At 66.2% G+C, this 14,994-nt stretch carries 13 protein-coding genes; all 13 read left to right on the forward strand.

What is annotated here, in order from left to right; genetic code table 11:
* The 13 genes from ACH82I_RS00355 to nrdR all read left to right on the forward strand — a co-directional run bounded on the left by ACH82I_RS00355 (position 1) and on the right by nrdR (position 14,760).
* Complete coding sequence (locus ACH82I_RS00355; protein ID WP_413334731.1) at positions 1 to 1,101, forward strand: UDP-N-acetylglucosamine--N-acetylmuramyl-(pentapeptide) pyrophosphoryl-undecaprenol N-acetylglucosamine transferase; 1,101 nt, start codon at positions 1 to 3, stop codon at positions 1,099 to 1,101.
* Between the two features lie 2 nt (positions 1,102 to 1,103).
* Entirely contained in the window at positions 1,104 to 2,504 is a 1,401-nt protein-coding gene (murC, locus tag ACH82I_RS00360; RefSeq protein ID WP_230744297.1) for a UDP-N-acetylmuramate--L-alanine ligase, read from the forward strand.
* A gap of 5 nt (positions 2,505 to 2,509) precedes the next feature.
* The gene (locus ACH82I_RS00365; RefSeq protein ID WP_413334733.1) at positions 2,510 to 3,265 is read left to right on the forward strand and encodes a cell division protein FtsQ/DivIB; all 756 of its coding nucleotides are present in this window, start codon (positions 2,510 to 2,512) and stop codon (positions 3,263 to 3,265) included.
* A gap of 172 nt (positions 3,266 to 3,437) precedes the next feature.
* Positions 3,438 to 4,628 carry a cell division protein FtsZ gene (ftsZ, locus tag ACH82I_RS00370; RefSeq protein WP_413334735.1) on the forward strand — a complete coding sequence of 397 codons (1,191 nt, stop codon included), beginning with the start codon at positions 3,438 to 3,440 and terminating at the stop codon, positions 4,626 to 4,628.
* A gap of 1 nt (position 4,629) precedes the next feature.
* Positions 4,630 to 5,388, forward strand: coding sequence for a peptidoglycan editing factor PgeF (gene pgeF / locus ACH82I_RS00375; RefSeq protein ID WP_230744294.1), 759 nt, complete (start codon positions 4,630 to 4,632; stop codon positions 5,386 to 5,388).
* A 77-nt stretch (positions 5,389 to 5,465) separates the two neighbouring features.
* Positions 5,466 to 6,002, forward strand: a complete 537-nt coding sequence (locus tag ACH82I_RS00380; protein ID WP_230744293.1) for a cell division protein SepF — start codon at positions 5,466 to 5,468, stop codon at positions 6,000 to 6,002.
* Between the two features lie 140 nt (positions 6,003 to 6,142).
* Complete coding sequence (locus ACH82I_RS00385; RefSeq protein ID WP_230744292.1) at positions 6,143 to 6,442, forward strand: YggT family protein; 300 nt, start codon at positions 6,143 to 6,145, stop codon at positions 6,440 to 6,442.
* A gap of 330 nt (positions 6,443 to 6,772) precedes the next feature.
* Positions 6,773 to 7,606: a DivIVA domain-containing protein gene (locus tag ACH82I_RS00390; RefSeq protein WP_230744291.1), complete on the forward strand. Its 834-nt coding sequence runs from the start codon at positions 6,773 to 6,775 to the stop codon at positions 7,604 to 7,606.
* Between the two features lie 210 nt (positions 7,607 to 7,816).
* Complete coding sequence (locus tag ACH82I_RS00395; protein ID WP_413334738.1) at positions 7,817 to 8,353, forward strand: signal peptidase II; 537 nt, start codon at positions 7,817 to 7,819, stop codon at positions 8,351 to 8,353.
* On the forward strand, positions 8,346 to 9,269 hold the full coding sequence (locus ACH82I_RS00400) for an RluA family pseudouridine synthase (RefSeq protein ID WP_413334740.1): 924 nt from the start codon (positions 8,346 to 8,348) through the stop codon (positions 9,267 to 9,269). Before ACH82I_RS00395 ends, ACH82I_RS00400 begins: the two co-directional genes overlap by 8 nt.
* A 132-nt stretch (positions 9,270 to 9,401) precedes the next feature.
* Positions 9,402 to 12,914, forward strand: a complete 3,513-nt coding sequence (gene dnaE / locus ACH82I_RS00405) for a DNA polymerase III subunit alpha (protein WP_413336785.1) — start codon at positions 9,402 to 9,404, stop codon at positions 12,912 to 12,914.
* A 35-nt stretch (positions 12,915 to 12,949) separates the two neighbouring features.
* Positions 12,950 to 14,260: a histidinol dehydrogenase gene (gene hisD, locus ACH82I_RS00410; protein WP_230744288.1), complete on the forward strand. Its 1,311-nt coding sequence runs from the start codon at positions 12,950 to 12,952 to the stop codon at positions 14,258 to 14,260.
* A 2-nt stretch (positions 14,261 to 14,262) separates the two neighbouring features.
* Entirely contained in the window at positions 14,263 to 14,760 is a 498-nt protein-coding gene (nrdR, locus tag ACH82I_RS00415; RefSeq protein ID WP_230744287.1) for a transcriptional regulator NrdR, read from the forward strand.
* The last annotated feature ends 234 nt before the right edge of the window (positions 14,761 to 14,994 follow it).

A 14,994-nucleotide genomic window follows, 5' to 3' on the forward strand; every position in this document is an offset into this window, starting at 1 on the left:
ATGACGAGTGTTCTTCTGGCCGGTGGCGGGACCACCGGGCACATTTCGCCGATGCTGGCGATCGGCCGGCAGCTGCGCGAGACCCACCCCGACTGGGACGTGTTCGCCCTCGGCACCCCCGACGGCCTCGAGACCGAGATCGTGCCGCAGGCCGGGTTCGAGCTGCTCACGATCGAGAAGGTCCCGATGCCCCGCTCGATCAACCCCGCGGCACTGAAGTTCCCCGGCCGGTTTGCCTCCAACATCTCCGAGGTCAAGCGGATCATCGCCGAGCGCGAGGTCGGGGCCGTCGTCGGCGTCGGCGGCTATGTCTGTCCGCCGGCGTTCATCGCCGCGAAGCAGGCGAAGATCCCGCTGGTCGTCCACGAGGCGAATGCGAAGCCGGGCATGGCCAACCGCCTCGGCGCGATGCTGACGAAGCCCGGCATGGTCGGCATCACCTTCCCCGACACCAAGCTGCGCAACTCCGCGCTCGTCGGCATGCCCATGCCCACTGAGATCAGCAGCCTCGACCGCAGCGATGACACCGTGCGGCAGTCCTACCGGCAGGAGCTGGGACTGCGCGACGACAAGCCCGTGCTCGTCGTCACCGGCGGCTCCTCCGGTGCACAGCGGATCAACGATGCCTTCCTCGCCGCGGCGCCGCTGTGCCAGGAGGCCGGCGTCCAGGTCCTCCACATAACCGGTGCCGGCAAGGACTCGGACCTGCGGGCCGTTGCCGACGACCTGCCCGACTACCACGTCGTCGACTATGTCAACGGCATGCACCGGGCCTACGGCGTCGCGGACCTCCTCGTCGCCCGCTCCGGGGCCGCCACGGTCTCCGAAGCCACCGTAGCGGGCGTGCCCGCCCTCTACGTGCCGCTGGCGATCGGCAACGGCGAACAGCGCCTCAACGCCGCCGGCAGCGTCCGTGCGGGGGCGGCGAAGATGGTCGACAACGCGGACTTCGTCCCGTCGACCGTGACCGAGACAATCCTCCCGCTGGTCACCGACGCGCAGCGACTGGCGGCGATGAGCCGAGCCGGACTCGGACTCCACTATCCCACCAACGCCGCAACCACCATGGCCAAGATCGTCACCCGCGCCCTGAGAGGCTGAACATGAGCACGTCCCAGATCGTCCCCGCCACCGAACTCGGCGCCGTCCACTTCATCGGCATCGGCGGCTCCGGCATGTCCGGAATCGCCCGCATCATGGTCATGAACGGAGTGTCCGTGTCCGGCTCGGACGCCAAGGAATCCGCCGTCGTCGAGGTCCTGCGGACCCTCGGCGCCAAGGTCGCGATCGGGCATGCGGCGGACAACCTCGGCGCCGCCGACACCCTCGTCATCTCCTCGGCCATCCGCAAGGACAATCCGGAGCTGCTCGAAGCGCAGCGCCGGGGGCTGCGGATCCTCCACCGCTCCGGTGCGCTGGCCTCCCTCATGCTCGAACGTCGGGCCGTGGCCGTCGCCGGCACCCACGGCAAGACCACGACGACCTCGATGACCACGGTGGCGCTCCAGGCCTGCGGCCTCGACCCGTCGTTCGTCATCGGGGGAGTGCTCTCTACCACGGGCACGAATGCGCACCTGGGCACCGGGGACGTCTTCGTCGCCGAGGCGGACGAATCCGACGGGTCCTTCCTGCTCTACGAACCCGCCATCGGCATCCTCACCAACGTCGAGGCCGACCACCTCGACCACTACGGGACCGCCGAGAAGGTGCGGGAGGCCTTCATCGAATTCTGCAACGGCATCCAGGCCCGCGGAGGCACGATCATCGCCTGCGCCGACGACGCCGGGTCCCTCGATGTCGCCACCCAGGCCCGCGCCTCCGGGGCCGAAGTCCTGCTCTACGGAACCGCGGAGACCGCCGACATCGTTCTCCGCGATCTCGAATCGGGACTCGGCTCCGAATTCGTCCTCGACGTGCCCGGCCACGCCGAACCGCTGGCGGTGGCCCTGCGCCAGCCCGGCAAGCACAACGCACTCAACGCCACGGCCGCGATCGCCGTGGCCCACAGCCTCGGCGCGGACATCGTCAAGGCCGCGGCCGGACTCGGCGGCTACGGCGGCACGCGTCGACGCTTCGAGGAACGCGGCATCGCCGCAGGCGTGCGGGTCATCGACGACTACGCCCACCACCCCACCGAGCTGCGAGCGGTGCTCAGCGCCGCCCGTGGGGTCGTCACCGACGAGGGACGGGTGTGGGCGATCTTCCAACCGCACCTGTACTCGCGGACCATGGAGTTCCGGGAGGAGTTCGGCCAGGCCCTCGGACTCGCCGACGAGGTCGTCGTGCTCGATGTGTTCCCGGCCCGTGAGGACCCTGTTCCCGGAGTCACCGGAGCGCTCATCGCCGACCGGGTCCCGCACGAGCACGTGACCTTCATCGAGTCGTTCGCCGCCGCGGTGCCCTACGTCGCCGAACGCGTGCGCCCCGGGGACCTCGTGCTCACCGTCGGCGCCGGTGACGTGACGATCCTCGGACCCGAGCTGCTCACCGCTCTGGAGAGCTGAGGCCCATGGTGCCCCTTCCCGAAGCACGCACCGATGACAATTCCACAGCGGATCTCACCGGCGTCATCCGGGCCCGGAAGCAGCAGCTCTGGCGCAGTCGCCTGCTGTCCATCGGCATCATCCTCGCGGTGCTCGCAGTCGCGGCCGTGGCCTGGTTCTCACCCCTGCTCGGTCTCGAGAAGGTCGAGGTCTCCGGCAGCAAGCTCGTCGACCACGACGAGGTGGCCGCCTCCGTCATCGACACCAGCGGCGGCACACCGCTGCCGCAGATCCGCCCCGGAAAGATCGAGAAGGCGGTGCTCAAGGAGTTCCCCCGAGCCCAGGAGGCCTCCGTCCACTACGGGGGACCGCGGACGCTGAACATCGAGATCACCGACCGGACCCCGGTCCTCGCCATCACCGAGGACGCCGGCTTCACCCTCTACGACGCCGAGGCGGTGGACCTGGGCACCGTCGACACCGCCCCGAAGGGCGTGACGGTCCTCGGCGACTCGGGTGGGGCACCCGACCAGGAGACCGCGGCCGCCGTGATCCGATTCATGGCCGAGCTGCGTCCCGAACTCCGCCGTGAGGTGACCACCATCGAAGCGAAGGACGAGAACACCATCACCGGGGAGATCGACACCGGTGAGACGAAGGCGAAGGTGGTCTTCGGGGACTCGACGAGTGCGAGCCTGAAGATGCGCACGGCGGTGCAGCTGGCCGAGGACGGACGCACTGATATCGACGTCTCCGTGCCCTCTGTGCCCGTGACCAACTGAAAACAATCGCATTGGCCCCGACACACCGGAGCTGAAGTTTGGCCGAAGTCCGACACTCCGGCGAGAATGGTTGCAGCACTCCTGCCCCGGCCAATAGCCTCGGGGCAGAGAACACCGACCGAATGTGCACGCAGACGATGCGTGGATGATGCGCGTGAGACGAGGAACCGACTTGGCTGAATTCCCACAATCCGGAGCGGATATCAAGGTTGCCGGTACCGGCGGCGGTGGTGTCAACGCTGTGCAGAGGATGATCGACGTCGGCCTGCGGGGCGTGGAGTTCATCGCAATCAACACCGACGCCCAGGCACTTGTGCTCTCGGACGCCGACGTCAAGCTCGAGATCGGGCGCGACCAGACCCGCGGCCTCGGCGCCGGAGCCGATCCGGAGATCGGCCGGAAGGCCGCGGACTCCTCCGAAGAGGCCATCCGCGACGCCCTCGAAGGCGCCGACATGGTCTTCGTCACCGCCGGTGAGGGCGGTGGCACCGGAACCGGTGCCGCACCCGTCGTCGCCCGTGTGGCCCGCTCGTTGGGCGCACTGACCATCGGCGTCGTCACCCGCCCGTTCACCTTCGAGGGGCGTCGCCGTTCCGCGCAGGCCGAAGCCGGCATCGCCGCGCTGCGCGAAGAGGTCGACACCCTCATCGTCATCCCGAACGACCGTCTGCTCTCGATCTCCGATCGCAGCGTCTCCGTCGTCGAGGCCTTCCGCTCCGCCGATGAGGTGCTGCGCTCCGGTGTCCAGGGCATCACCGACCTCATCTCGGTTCCCGGACTGATCAACCTCGACTTCGCCGACGTCAAGTCGGTCATGCAGGATGCCGGCACCGCCCTCATGGGCATCGGTGCCGCCACCGGCGACGACCGCGCGGTCCAGGCGGCCGAATCGGCCATCGCCTCCCCGCTGCTCGAAGCCAGCATCGACGGCGCCCACGGTGTGCTCTTCTGCATCCAGGGTGGAGCCGACCTCGGCCTGTTCGAGGTCAACGAGGCCGCACGTCTGGTCCAGGAAGCCGCCCACCCCGAGGCGAACATCATCTTCGGTGCCGTCATCGACGACAACATCGGCGACGAATGCCGGGTCACCGTCATCGCCGCCGGCTTCGACAACACCGGCCCGGGCCAGGAGATGACCGTGGGGGAGACGATCCCCGCCGCGGTTCCCGCAGCCGCCCCCGCCGAGGCTGAAGCCGAGTCGCCGCTGATCGGCGAGTCCGGAGCATCGAAGGTCGAGACCGGAGAGATCGAGACCGAGCAGTCGCGCAACGGAGACGAGCACCAGATCCCGACCTCGCTGCCGAGCGAACGCAGCACCTCGAGTCTCGACAACGACCTCGACATTCCCGACTTCCTCAAGTGACATGCTGCACTCGCGGTTCGTCATCCCGGGCAGGCTGAACGCACACGTCGCCTTCACGGACCGACACGGCGGGTACTCGAGCGGGGACTTCTCCTCGTTCAACCTGGCCCGCCATGTCGGTGACGATGACGAACTCGTCGCCGCCAATCGTGCCGCGCTGGCCCAGGTCCTGGGGCTGAGCGGGGAACGGTTGGCGTTCGTGTCCCAGATCCACGGGACCCGGGTGCACACGATCGAACGACCGGAGCGCCTGCGGGAGGCACCGGTCGAAGCCGACGCCCAGGTCACCTCGGTGCCGGGAATCGGTTTGGCGATCATGGTCGCCGACTGCACCCCGATCATGCTCGCCGACACCACGACGGGCATCATCGCCGCCATCCACGCGGGACGTCCCGGGATGTCCGCGGGAGTGGTCGGTGAGACCGTGGCGAACATGCGCGAGCTCGGGGCGGGCGACATCCACGCCGTGATCGGACCCTCCGTCTGCCCGCGCTGCTACGAAGTGCCGGGCGAACTCCGAGACGAAGTCGCCGCGGTCGAACCCGTGGCCGCCTCGGTGTCGGTGACCGGAACCCCGGCGATCGACGTGGCCGGAGCCGTGGCCGAGCAGCTGCGCCGGGAGGGAGTGGCCATCGACCATTTCTCCCGGACCTGCACGAAGGAATCGGACGACCTGTTCTCCTATCGGAGGCAGCAGCGAACCGGACGGTTCGCCGGAGTCGTCTGGTTGGAAGAAGAAAACTCCACGACACACCCATGAGACTCACCTGTCGCAGCTGCCGACTGCGATAGTTTGGGCGACAGGCGAGCAAGTGCCGAAGGCCGAGGAGCGAAGACATGTCAGCAATTAAGAAGACGCTGGAATACCTGGGTTTCGTCGAAGAAGAGGACGAGACCCTCGACCGTCGTGAGTCCGACCGTCGTGAGTCCGATCGCCGTGACTCGGACCGACGTGACCGTGAGGTCGTCGAGACCTATGACGAACCCGGTGACGACTACGCACCCGTGGAAGAGCACCGGGCACCCGCGCAGGTGACGCCGATCCACCCCACACCGATTCGTCCCGTAGACACCCCGGCGCCAGGAATCTCAATGAATCGCATCAAGACCATCCACCCCCGCAGCTACAACGACGCCATGGTCATCGGCGCTGCCTTCCGCGAGGGCACCCCGGTGATCATGAACCTCTCGGAGATGGACGAGAACAACTCGAAGCGCCTCGTCGACTTCTCCGCCGGCCTGATCTTCGGCCTGCACGGGTCGATCGAACGCGTGACGAACAAGGTCTTCCTGCTGACCCCGGAGAGCATCGAAGTCAGCGGCGAGAGCGAAGCCGATCCCGACACGCAGGCGAGCTTCTTCAACCAGAGCTGAGCGAGTCCACAGTCGAGGACACCGGCGCGGCCACCTGAGCCGGGTCGGGGTCCTCTCACCTCTTCTTCAGGTCGAGCCGTTAGGCTTGAGACTCGACATTCAGTCAGCGACAGCAGCAACGAAAGGCGCGAGGGAACCACGTGGCCATCATCTTCTACATCCTCGGCACGGCACTCAGCCTTTATGTCTATGTTCTCCTCGCGCGGGTCGTCCTCGACCTCGTGCAGGTCTTCTCCCGCGACTGGAAGCCGGCAGGCTTCTTCCTCGTCCTGGCCGAGATCGTCTACACGCTGACGGACCCGCCGCTGCGCCTGCTGCGCAAGGTGATCCCGCCGCTGCGACTGGGCCAGGTGTCTCTCGATCTCGGGTTCATCGTCCTGCTCATCGGCATCCAGATCCTCGCCTCCGTGCTGTTCAACCTCTCCCGCACGGGAGTATGAGCCCGGCTTCCAGCGGAGCGTGAGTCCGGCTCGCTCCCTTGGGTGAGTTCGTCTCACACCGGAGTGGGAGTCCGTATCACACCGGCGGTCTGGTCTCCGGGTGAACGAACCCGAGCAGATGCCGCTCGAACCGGTTCGAGCATGAAGCTCGGTGGACTCGGTTGGCCGAAGCGTTCGGAATGTTGTTAGTCTCGAGTCGGAAAACTTCGTCATTGACGGTGTGACACGGCATTTCTGCACGACAGGACCGCAGGTGTTACGCTAATGTGACGTTGAAGTCGTCCTTCGGGGCGGCAGCGTAATGATTGCAGATCGACCAAAGGTGACCTCATGGCGCTCACGCCTGAAGACGTAGTAAACAAGCGGTTCCAGCATGTGAAGTTCCGCGACGGGTACGACCAGGATGAAGTCGACGATTTCCTCGACGAGGTTGTCGTAGAGATTCGTCGTCTCTACCAGGAGAACGACGAACTGCGTCAGAAGCTCTCCACCGCTGAACAGCGTGTGAAGGAACTCGAAGCAGGCGGCGCTTCCGCCCCTGCCGCTCCGGTTCAGGATGCCGACGCGACGCAGGCCATGCCTGCCGCCGTCCCCGCTCCGTCCGAGGCCACCGAAGCCCCGGCACCGAAGGCAGAGAAGGCACCCGAGGCTCCCGCAGCACCGGTCGCCGAAGAACAGACTCAGGCTCCCGTCGTCAAGGAAGCCGCACCCGCTCCGCAGCAGAGCGAGCCGGCTCCTTCTGCCAACGCCGCCCCCGCGGCGACCGCCGGCGCAGCCGGCACCGCCGCTGGACTCGGGCTCGGCGCGGCCGCCTCGGACGGCGACGCCCACGGCCTCATCGCACTGGCACAGCGCGTCCACGACGAGCACGTCGCCGAAGGTGAGCGCAAGCGCGACGAACTCATCAAGGGTGCGGAGAAGGAAGCCGCCGACATCGTCGGCAAGGCCGAATCGAAGCGCGACGAGACGCTGTCGACCCTCGAGTCGCAGAAGTCGACGCTGGAACGCTCCATCGATCAGCTCTCGAACTTCGAACGCCAGTACCGCACTCGCCTCAAGAGCTACCTCAATGATCAGCTGCGCGATCTCGAGAACTCCACGAGCCTGGCTCCGGAAACCCTCGACGGGAACAACCCGCTGGGCACCTCGAACCACAAGCTCTGATCTCGCATAGCGACATCCGAGGCCCGGGAACTCATATGAGTTCCCGGGCCTCGCTCGTATCCGGGACACGCAGGTGTGGAGGCGGTGGCTCGGTGCTTCCGGTCCTCCGGGGTCGCAGGGTCGTGCCAACGAGTCATCCGTGCGTCGAGTACGTGCCGCCCGGCACCGCGGGGTCCTCGTCTGGATGCCCGGTGAGCTAGAATGATCCGAATGAATGATGTTGCCTCCCGGGCGAAACGATCGCGCTCCACGATGCTCGCCGTACTGTTCGGGATCGCAGCACTCGTGCTGGTCGTCGATCAGCTCACGAAGTTCCTCGCAGTCACCCTCCTCGAAGGGCATCCGCCGGTTCCAGTGCTCGGCTCTCTGGCCGGCTTCACCTTCTACCGCAACCCCGGGGCCGCTCTCGGCCTGGGATCGGGAGTGACGTGGGTGTTCCCGCTCATCGCCATCGGCGTCTTCGTCGCGATCATCGTGCTCTCCCGCAAGCTGGCGTCCCGGACCTGGGCGATCGGCCTCGGCCTCCTGCTCGGCGGACTCTTCGGCAACCTCGTCGACCGACTCTTCCGCCAACCCGGATTCCTGCACGGAGCAGTCGTCGACTTTATCGACCTGTCTCTGTTTATCTGCAATGTCGCCGACATCGCGATCACTGCCGCAGCGGTCACGCTGGTGATCGCCAGCCTCAAAGGCATCGAACTCGACGGCTCCGACTCCAAGCGCGTGAAAGAGGACACACATGAGTGAACGTTCCATCCTCGTCCCCGAAGGCCTCGAAGGCCAGCGTGTCGATTCCGCGCTGTCGAAGCTGCTCGGACTCTCCCGCACCGCCGCCGCCGACATCTGCGCCGACGGTGGAGTGCAGATGTCAGGACGCGCCGTGGGCAAATCCGATCGGGTCATCGCCGGCGAACGACTCGACATCATGATGCCCGAACCCAGGCGGCCCCTCGAAGTGGTGGCCGATCCCGTCCCCGGGATGCGGATCGTCCACGACGAAGACGCCTTCATCGTCGTCGACAAACCCGTCGGCGTCGCCGCCCATCCGGCACTCGGTTGGACCGGTCGCACCGTCGTCGGCGGGCTCGCCGCCGCCGGCTACCGGATCGCCACCTCCGGGGCACCCGAACGGCAGGGAATCGTCCAGCGCCTCGACGTCGGAACCTCCGGGCTGATGGTGATCGCGAAGAGCGAATACGCCTACAGCGTGCTCAAGCGCGCCTTCAAAGACCGCACCGTCGAGAAGACCTACCATGCCGTCGTGCAGGGCCTTCCCGACCCGGTGCTCGGCACGATCGATGCCCCCATCGCCCGCCACCCCAGGCACGACGGCCTCTACGCCGTGCACAGCGGCGGCAAGAACGCGATCACCCACTACGAGGTGCTCGAAGCGCATCGTCGCGCCTCCCTGGTCGAGGTCCATCTCGAGACCGGACGGACACACCAGATCCGCGTTCACTTCTCCGCCACGAAGCACCCCTGCGCAGGTGATCTTCCCTACGGTGCCGACCCGGTCCTGGCCAAGGATCTCGGACTCGAACGGCAATGGCTGCACGCCGTCAAACTCGGCTTCCACCACCCCGACACGCAGCAGTGGGTGGAATTCGAGAGCGGATATCCCGAGGATCTGCAGACCGCGATCGACCGCATCCGCACCCCCTGAGCACCTCGGCGAGCTGCTCCGCACGGCCGCAGAATGGACTAAGCTGAGGGACCAGCAACGGTCATATCAGAGGGAAGGCAGTCTGTGCCCAACGAGGACTTCGTCCATCTTCACGTCCACACCGAATACTCCATGCTCGACGGTGCGGCCCGCCTCGGCGATCTCATGGCGGCGACGAAGGCCTCAGGGATGTCGGCCATCGCCACGACCGACCACGGCTACCTGTTCGGAGCCTTCGACTTCTGGTCCCAGGCCACAGCCGCCGACATCAAACCGATCATCGGCGTCGAAGCCTATGTGACTCCCGGAACCGATCGCCGGGACAAGACCAGGGTGAAGTGGCGGACCGAGGAATCGCAGAAGCGCGATGACCTCTCCGGCGGCGGTCTCTACACCCACATGACCCTGCTGTCGAAGAACAACACGGGCATGCGCAACCTGTTCAAGGCCTCCTCCTATGCCTCCCTGGACTCGGTGACCGCGAAGTGGCCGCGCCTCGACCAGGATCTCCTCGAAACCTATTCCGAGGGACTCATCGCGACCACGGGCTGCCCGTCGGGGGAGATCCAGACCCGCCTGCGCCTGGGCCAGTACGACGAGGCAAAGGCCGCGGCCGGGAAGTACCGCGAGCTCTTCGGAGCCGAGAACTACTACTGCGAACTCATGGACCACGGACTGTCCATCGAGAAGCGCGTGACCAAGGACCTGCTGCGCCTGTCCAAGGAGATGGACATTCCGCTGGTCGCGACCAACGACCTGCACTACACCCACGAATCCGATGCGAAGGCCCACGAGGCCCTGCTGGCCATCCAGTCCGGATCCAAGCTCATCGAGCCCACCTACGATCAGGGCGGATCCCGGTTCGCGTTCTCCGGCTCCGGCTACTACCTCAAGACGCCGGCGGAGATGCGCAGGCTGTTCGCCGAATTCCCCGAGGCCTGCGACAACACTCTGGAGATCGCGGAGAAGTGCGAAGTCTCCTTCGACACCTCGGCGAACTACATGCCGAAGTTCCCCTGCCCGCCCGGTGAGGACGAGACCTCGTGGCTGATCAAAGAGGTCGCGAAGGGTCTCGACTACCGCTACCCGGACGGCGTTCCCGACGATGTCCGCAAGCAGGCCGACTACGAACTCGACATCATCATCTCGATGGGCTTCCCCGGCTACTTCCTCGTCGTCGCCGACTTCATCAACTGGTCCAAGGACAACGGCATCCGCGTCGGACCCGGACGTGGTTCCGGTGCCGGTTCGATGGTCGCCTACGCGATGCGCATCACTGACCTCGACCCGCTCCAGCACGGCCTGTTCTTCGAGCGCTTCCTCAACCCGGACCGTGTGTCCATGCCCGACTTCGACGTCGACTTCGATGATCGCCGCCGCGGCGAGGTCATCGACTATGTGACGGAGAAGTACGGTGACGAACGTGTGTCGATGATCGTCACCTACGGCACGATCAAGACCAAGCAGGCGCTCAAGGACTCCGCCCGAGTCCTCGGCAAACCCTTCTCCCTCGGCGAGCAGCTGACGAAGGCTCTGCCCCCGGCGGAGATGGCCAAGGACATTCCGCTCAAGGACATCGAGGACACGGGTTCCAAGCGCTACAAGGAAGCCGGGGAGTTCCGCGACTTCGTCGATTCGAACCCGGAGGCGCGAGAGACCTTCGAGACTGCGAAGGGCCTCGAGGGACTGAAGCGGCAGTGGGGCGTCCACGCCGCCGGTGTGATCATGTCCTCGGACCCGATCATCGACGTTATCCCGATCATGCGCCGCTTTCAGGACGGCCAGGTCATCACCCAGTTCGACTACCCGACCTCCGAAGGTCTCGGACTGATCAAGATGGACTTCCTGGGTCTGCGTAACCTCACGATCGTGTCCGACGCGGTGGAGAACATCAAGTCCAACCGCGACGTCGATCTCGACCTCGAGCACCTCGAACTCGACGATCGGGCAGCATACGAACTGCTCACCCGCGGTGACACCCTCGGGGTGTTCCAGCTCGACGGCGGCGGACTGCGCGCCCTGCTGCGAATGATGAAGCCCGACAACTTCGAGGACATCTCGGCGACCCTCGCCCTCTACCGTCCCGGTCCGATGGGCGCGGACTCCCACACGAACTACGCCCTGCGCAAGAACAATCTGCAGGAAGTCACCCCGATCCACCCGGAGCTTGAGGAACCGCTCAAGGACATCCTCGACACCACCTACGGCCTCATCATCTACCAGGAGCAGGTGATGGCCATCGCGCAGAAGGTCGCCGGCTATTCTCTGGGCCAAGCCGACATCCTCCGCCGCGCGATGGGCAAGAAGAAGAAGTCCGAGCTCGACAAGCAGCAGGTCGGCTTCTTCGGGGGAATGAAGGAACGCGGCTACTCCGAGGTCGCAGCGCAGGCGCTGTGGGACATCCTTCTGCCGTTCTCGGACTACGCGTTCAACAAGGCTCACTCCGCGGCCTACGGCGTCGTCTCCTACTGGACGGCCTATCTCAAGGCCCATTACACGGCGGAGTACATGGCGGCCCTGCTCACCTCGGTCGGCGACAACAAGGACAAGCTCGCCATCTACCTCAACGAGTGCCGCCGGCTCGGGATCACCGTGCTGCCCCCGGACGTCAACGACTCCGCCCTGCACTTCACCCCTGTCGGGGAGGACATCCGCTTCGGCATGGGTGCGGTCCGCAACGTCGGAGCGAACGTCGTCGACGGCATCGTCGAAGCCCGCGCCGAGAAGGGCGCCTACACCTCGTTCACGGACTTCCTCGACAAGGTCCCCAGCCACGTCTGCAACAAGCGCACGATCGAATCGCTCATCAAAGCGGGCGGCTTCGACTCGCTCGGACAGTCCCGCAGGTCTCTGGTGGAGGTGCACGAGGAGGCCGTGGACTCGGTCATCGGCGTCAAGCGTCAGGAGGCGAACGGACAGTTCGACCTCTTCGCCGGCCTCGGCGGCGGTGACGACGATGCGCCGAGCTTCTCGGTCGCCATCCCGGACCGCCCGGAATGGGAGAAGAAGGAGAAGCTCGCCTTCGAACGCGACATGATCGGGCTCTACGTCTCCGACCATCCGCTCAACGGGCTCGAGGGCGTGCTGGCCGCCGAGTCCGATGCCTCCATCGCCGAGGTGGTCGATCCTGAATCGCACCGTCATGACGGTTCCCAGATCAAGGTCTGCGGAATGATCACCCAGGTCGCCCGCAAGGTGTCGAAGAACTCCGGCAAGCCCTATGCGATCGTCACCTTGGAGGACCTTGAGGCCGAGGTCGAAGTGATGTTCTTCGGTGACACCTACGAACCGGTGGCGAGCCTGCTGGCCACCGACCTCGTGATCTCGCTGACCGGCCGGATCCGGACCTCGGACGACCGGCCCACCTCGCTGATGGCGATGTCGATGACGATCCCGGACGTCACGGACCCCAACGACCGCCCGCTCAACCTCATGATGCCGATGGAGAAGGCCACCGAGGAGATGGCGGGCAAACTCAAGCGGATCCTCGAGTCGAACAAGGGGCAGACGGATGTCCACCTCATCCTGTCCCAACCGGGCAGACAGACGGTGATGCGCCTCGACAGGTCGATCCGAGTCAACCCGAATCCGAGCCTCTACGGCGATCTCAAAGCGCTGCTCGGCTCACGCTGTTTCAGCTCATGAACCGGCCTGCGGCCGATAGTCGGGCGGGGACTAGAATGGTGCGGGTGAACATTCTGGACTTCCGCGGTGAGACCCTGAGCAAGCGATTCCTCAACCAGCGCCTGCCGCGCGCCGCCGAGACCCATGCTGACATCGAGCGTCGGGTGGCCGAGCTGCTCGAGACCGTGCGGACCGGCGGCTCCCGGGCCGTGAAGGACTTCACCGCGCGGTTCGATGCGGTCGAGGTCGATGCACTGCGCGTGCCGACCTCGGCCATCGATGCCGCCGAGGCACAACTGGCACCCGAGGTCCGGGCCGCCCTGAGCGAATCCATCTCGCGGGCTCGCCGCGTCGCCGAGGACCAACGTCCCGCCGATGTGCGCACTCAGCTGGCCGACGGCGCCTTCGTCACCACTCGGCACCTGCCGATCGAACGGGTCGGTCTCTATGTGCCGGGCGGTCTCGCCGTCTACCCGTCGACGGTGATCATGAACGTCGTCCCCGCGCAGGTCGCCGGGGCGCACTCGCTGGCGATCGCAAGCCCGCCGCAGGCCGACGGCCTGCCGCACCCGACAGTGCTCGCCACCGCCCGGCTCCTCGGCGTCGAAGAAGTCTGGGCGATGGGCGGGGCTCAGGCCGTTGGAGCACTGGCCTTCGGGTTCGACGACGAGGAGGTGCTGGAACCGGTCGATCTCATCACTGGCCCCGGCAACGCCTACGTCGCGGCCGCGAAGTCGCTCGTGCGTTCCCAGGTCGGCATCGATGCGGTGGCCGGTCCGACGGAGATCATCATCCTCGCGGATTCGACCGCGAATCCGGCCTTCGTCGCCGCCGACCTCATCAGCCAGGCCGAGCACGATGAACTCGCCGCCTCCGTGCTCGTCACCGATTCCGCCGAATTGGCCGAGCGGGTGCGTGAGCAGCTGCGGGCGCAGACTCCCGAGGCCAGCAACTCCGAGCGCATCGCCACGGCTCTGGCCGGTCAGCAGTCGGCGATCGTGCTCGTCGACGACCTCGATGCCGGCATCGCCGTCGTCAACGGCTACGCCGGCGAGCACGTCGAGATCCACACCGCCGAGGCGGCTGCCGTGGCTGGGCGGATCACCAACGGGGGAGCTGTGTTCCTCGGCGATTGGTCTCCCGTGTCCCTCGGCGACTACTGCGCCGGCTCGAACCACGTGCTGCCGACCATGGGTACGGCCGCGCACGGCTCGGGCCTCGGTGTGCACTCGTTCATCAAGGTCAGCCAGGTCATCGACTACGACCGCGCGGCACTGGCCGAGGTCGCCGACCATGTCGAGGTGCTCGCTGCCAGCGAAGCGCTCCCGGCGCATGGTCGGGCCGTGTCGATTCGATTCGAGGAGTAGAGATGCGCTGTCCGTTCTGCCGTGAGTCGGATTCCCGGGTCGTCGATTCGAGGACCAGCGAAGACGGTGCCGCGATCCGCCGGAGGCGGCAGTGCCGTCACTGCGGTCGCCGCTTCACGACCATGGAGGCCACGAGCCTGTCGGTGATCAAACGGTCGGGAGTGACCGAGGAGTTCTCCCGCCAGAAGATCATGTCCGGGGTGCGCAAGGCCTGCCAGGGACGTCCCGTCGGCGATGACGATCTGGCGAAGCTGGCGCAGAAGGTCGAGGAGGACATCCGCTCGAAGGGCATCGCGGAGATCGATGCCGACGAGGTGGGCCTGAGCATCCTCGAACCCCTGCGTGAGCTCGACCAGGTCGCCTACCTGCGCTTCGCCAGCGTCTACCAGGGCTTCGACTCGCTCGAGGACTTCGAAGCCGCCATCGACTCCCTGCGAGCAGATGCGCTGCTGCGCGCGGGGGAGACGCGCGAACCGCTGCCCGAGGACTTCCAGGCCTGATCACCCGGCTCGGGTCGACGATCCGACCGCCTGCATCGGCGCGGATGTGAGGTCGAGGAAAATTCCTCACAGAAATCTCGGATCCGAGTGCACCGCCACAGCGATAGTTGTGTAATATTGACAGTGCGCGCTACGGCGCGCGGCCGCTTGCGGTTCGGAGGGGAAGCCGAACCCAAGCGGCCTTTAACTTTTCCGCCTGCAGTTGTGCTATCTGACCATCAACCCGGCTGCTCT

It is taken from the genome of Brevibacterium sp. GP-SGM9 (assembly GCF_047300845.1).
GTDB lineage: Bacteria > Actinomycetota > Actinomycetes > Actinomycetales > Brevibacteriaceae > Brevibacterium.

Excerpts from the sequence above, each read along its gene's own strand:
- ACH82I_RS00395 (WP_413334738.1), top strand. The coding sequence starts at position 7,817 with ATGAATGATGTTGCCTCCCGGGCGAAACGATCGCGCTCCACGATGCTC.
- ACH82I_RS00390 (WP_230744291.1), top strand. The coding sequence starts at position 6,773 with ATGGCGCTCACGCCTGAAGACGTAGTAAACAAGCGGTTCCAGCATGTG.
- nrdR (WP_230744287.1), top strand. The coding sequence starts at position 14,263 with ATGCGCTGTCCGTTCTGCCGTGAGTCGGATTCCCGGGTCGTCGATTCG.
- ACH82I_RS00365 (WP_413334733.1), top strand. The coding sequence starts at position 2,510 with ATGGTGCCCCTTCCCGAAGCACGCACCGATGACAATTCCACAGCGGAT.
- ACH82I_RS00355 (WP_413334731.1), top strand. The coding sequence starts at position 1 with ATGACGAGTGTTCTTCTGGCCGGTGGCGGGACCACCGGGCACATTTCG.
- ACH82I_RS00400 (WP_413334740.1), top strand. The coding sequence starts at position 8,346 with ATGAGTGAACGTTCCATCCTCGTCCCCGAAGGCCTCGAAGGCCAGCGT.
- murC (WP_230744297.1), top strand. The coding sequence starts at position 1,104 with ATGAGCACGTCCCAGATCGTCCCCGCCACCGAACTCGGCGCCGTCCAC.
- ACH82I_RS00380 (WP_230744293.1), top strand. The coding sequence starts at position 5,466 with ATGTCAGCAATTAAGAAGACGCTGGAATACCTGGGTTTCGTCGAAGAA.
- dnaE (WP_413336785.1), top strand. The coding sequence starts at position 9,402 with ATGCTCGACGGTGCGGCCCGCCTCGGCGATCTCATGGCGGCGACGAAG.
- hisD (WP_230744288.1), top strand. The coding sequence starts at position 12,950 with ATGGTGCGGGTGAACATTCTGGACTTCCGCGGTGAGACCCTGAGCAAG.
- pgeF (WP_230744294.1), top strand. The coding sequence starts at position 4,630 with ATGCTGCACTCGCGGTTCGTCATCCCGGGCAGGCTGAACGCACACGTC.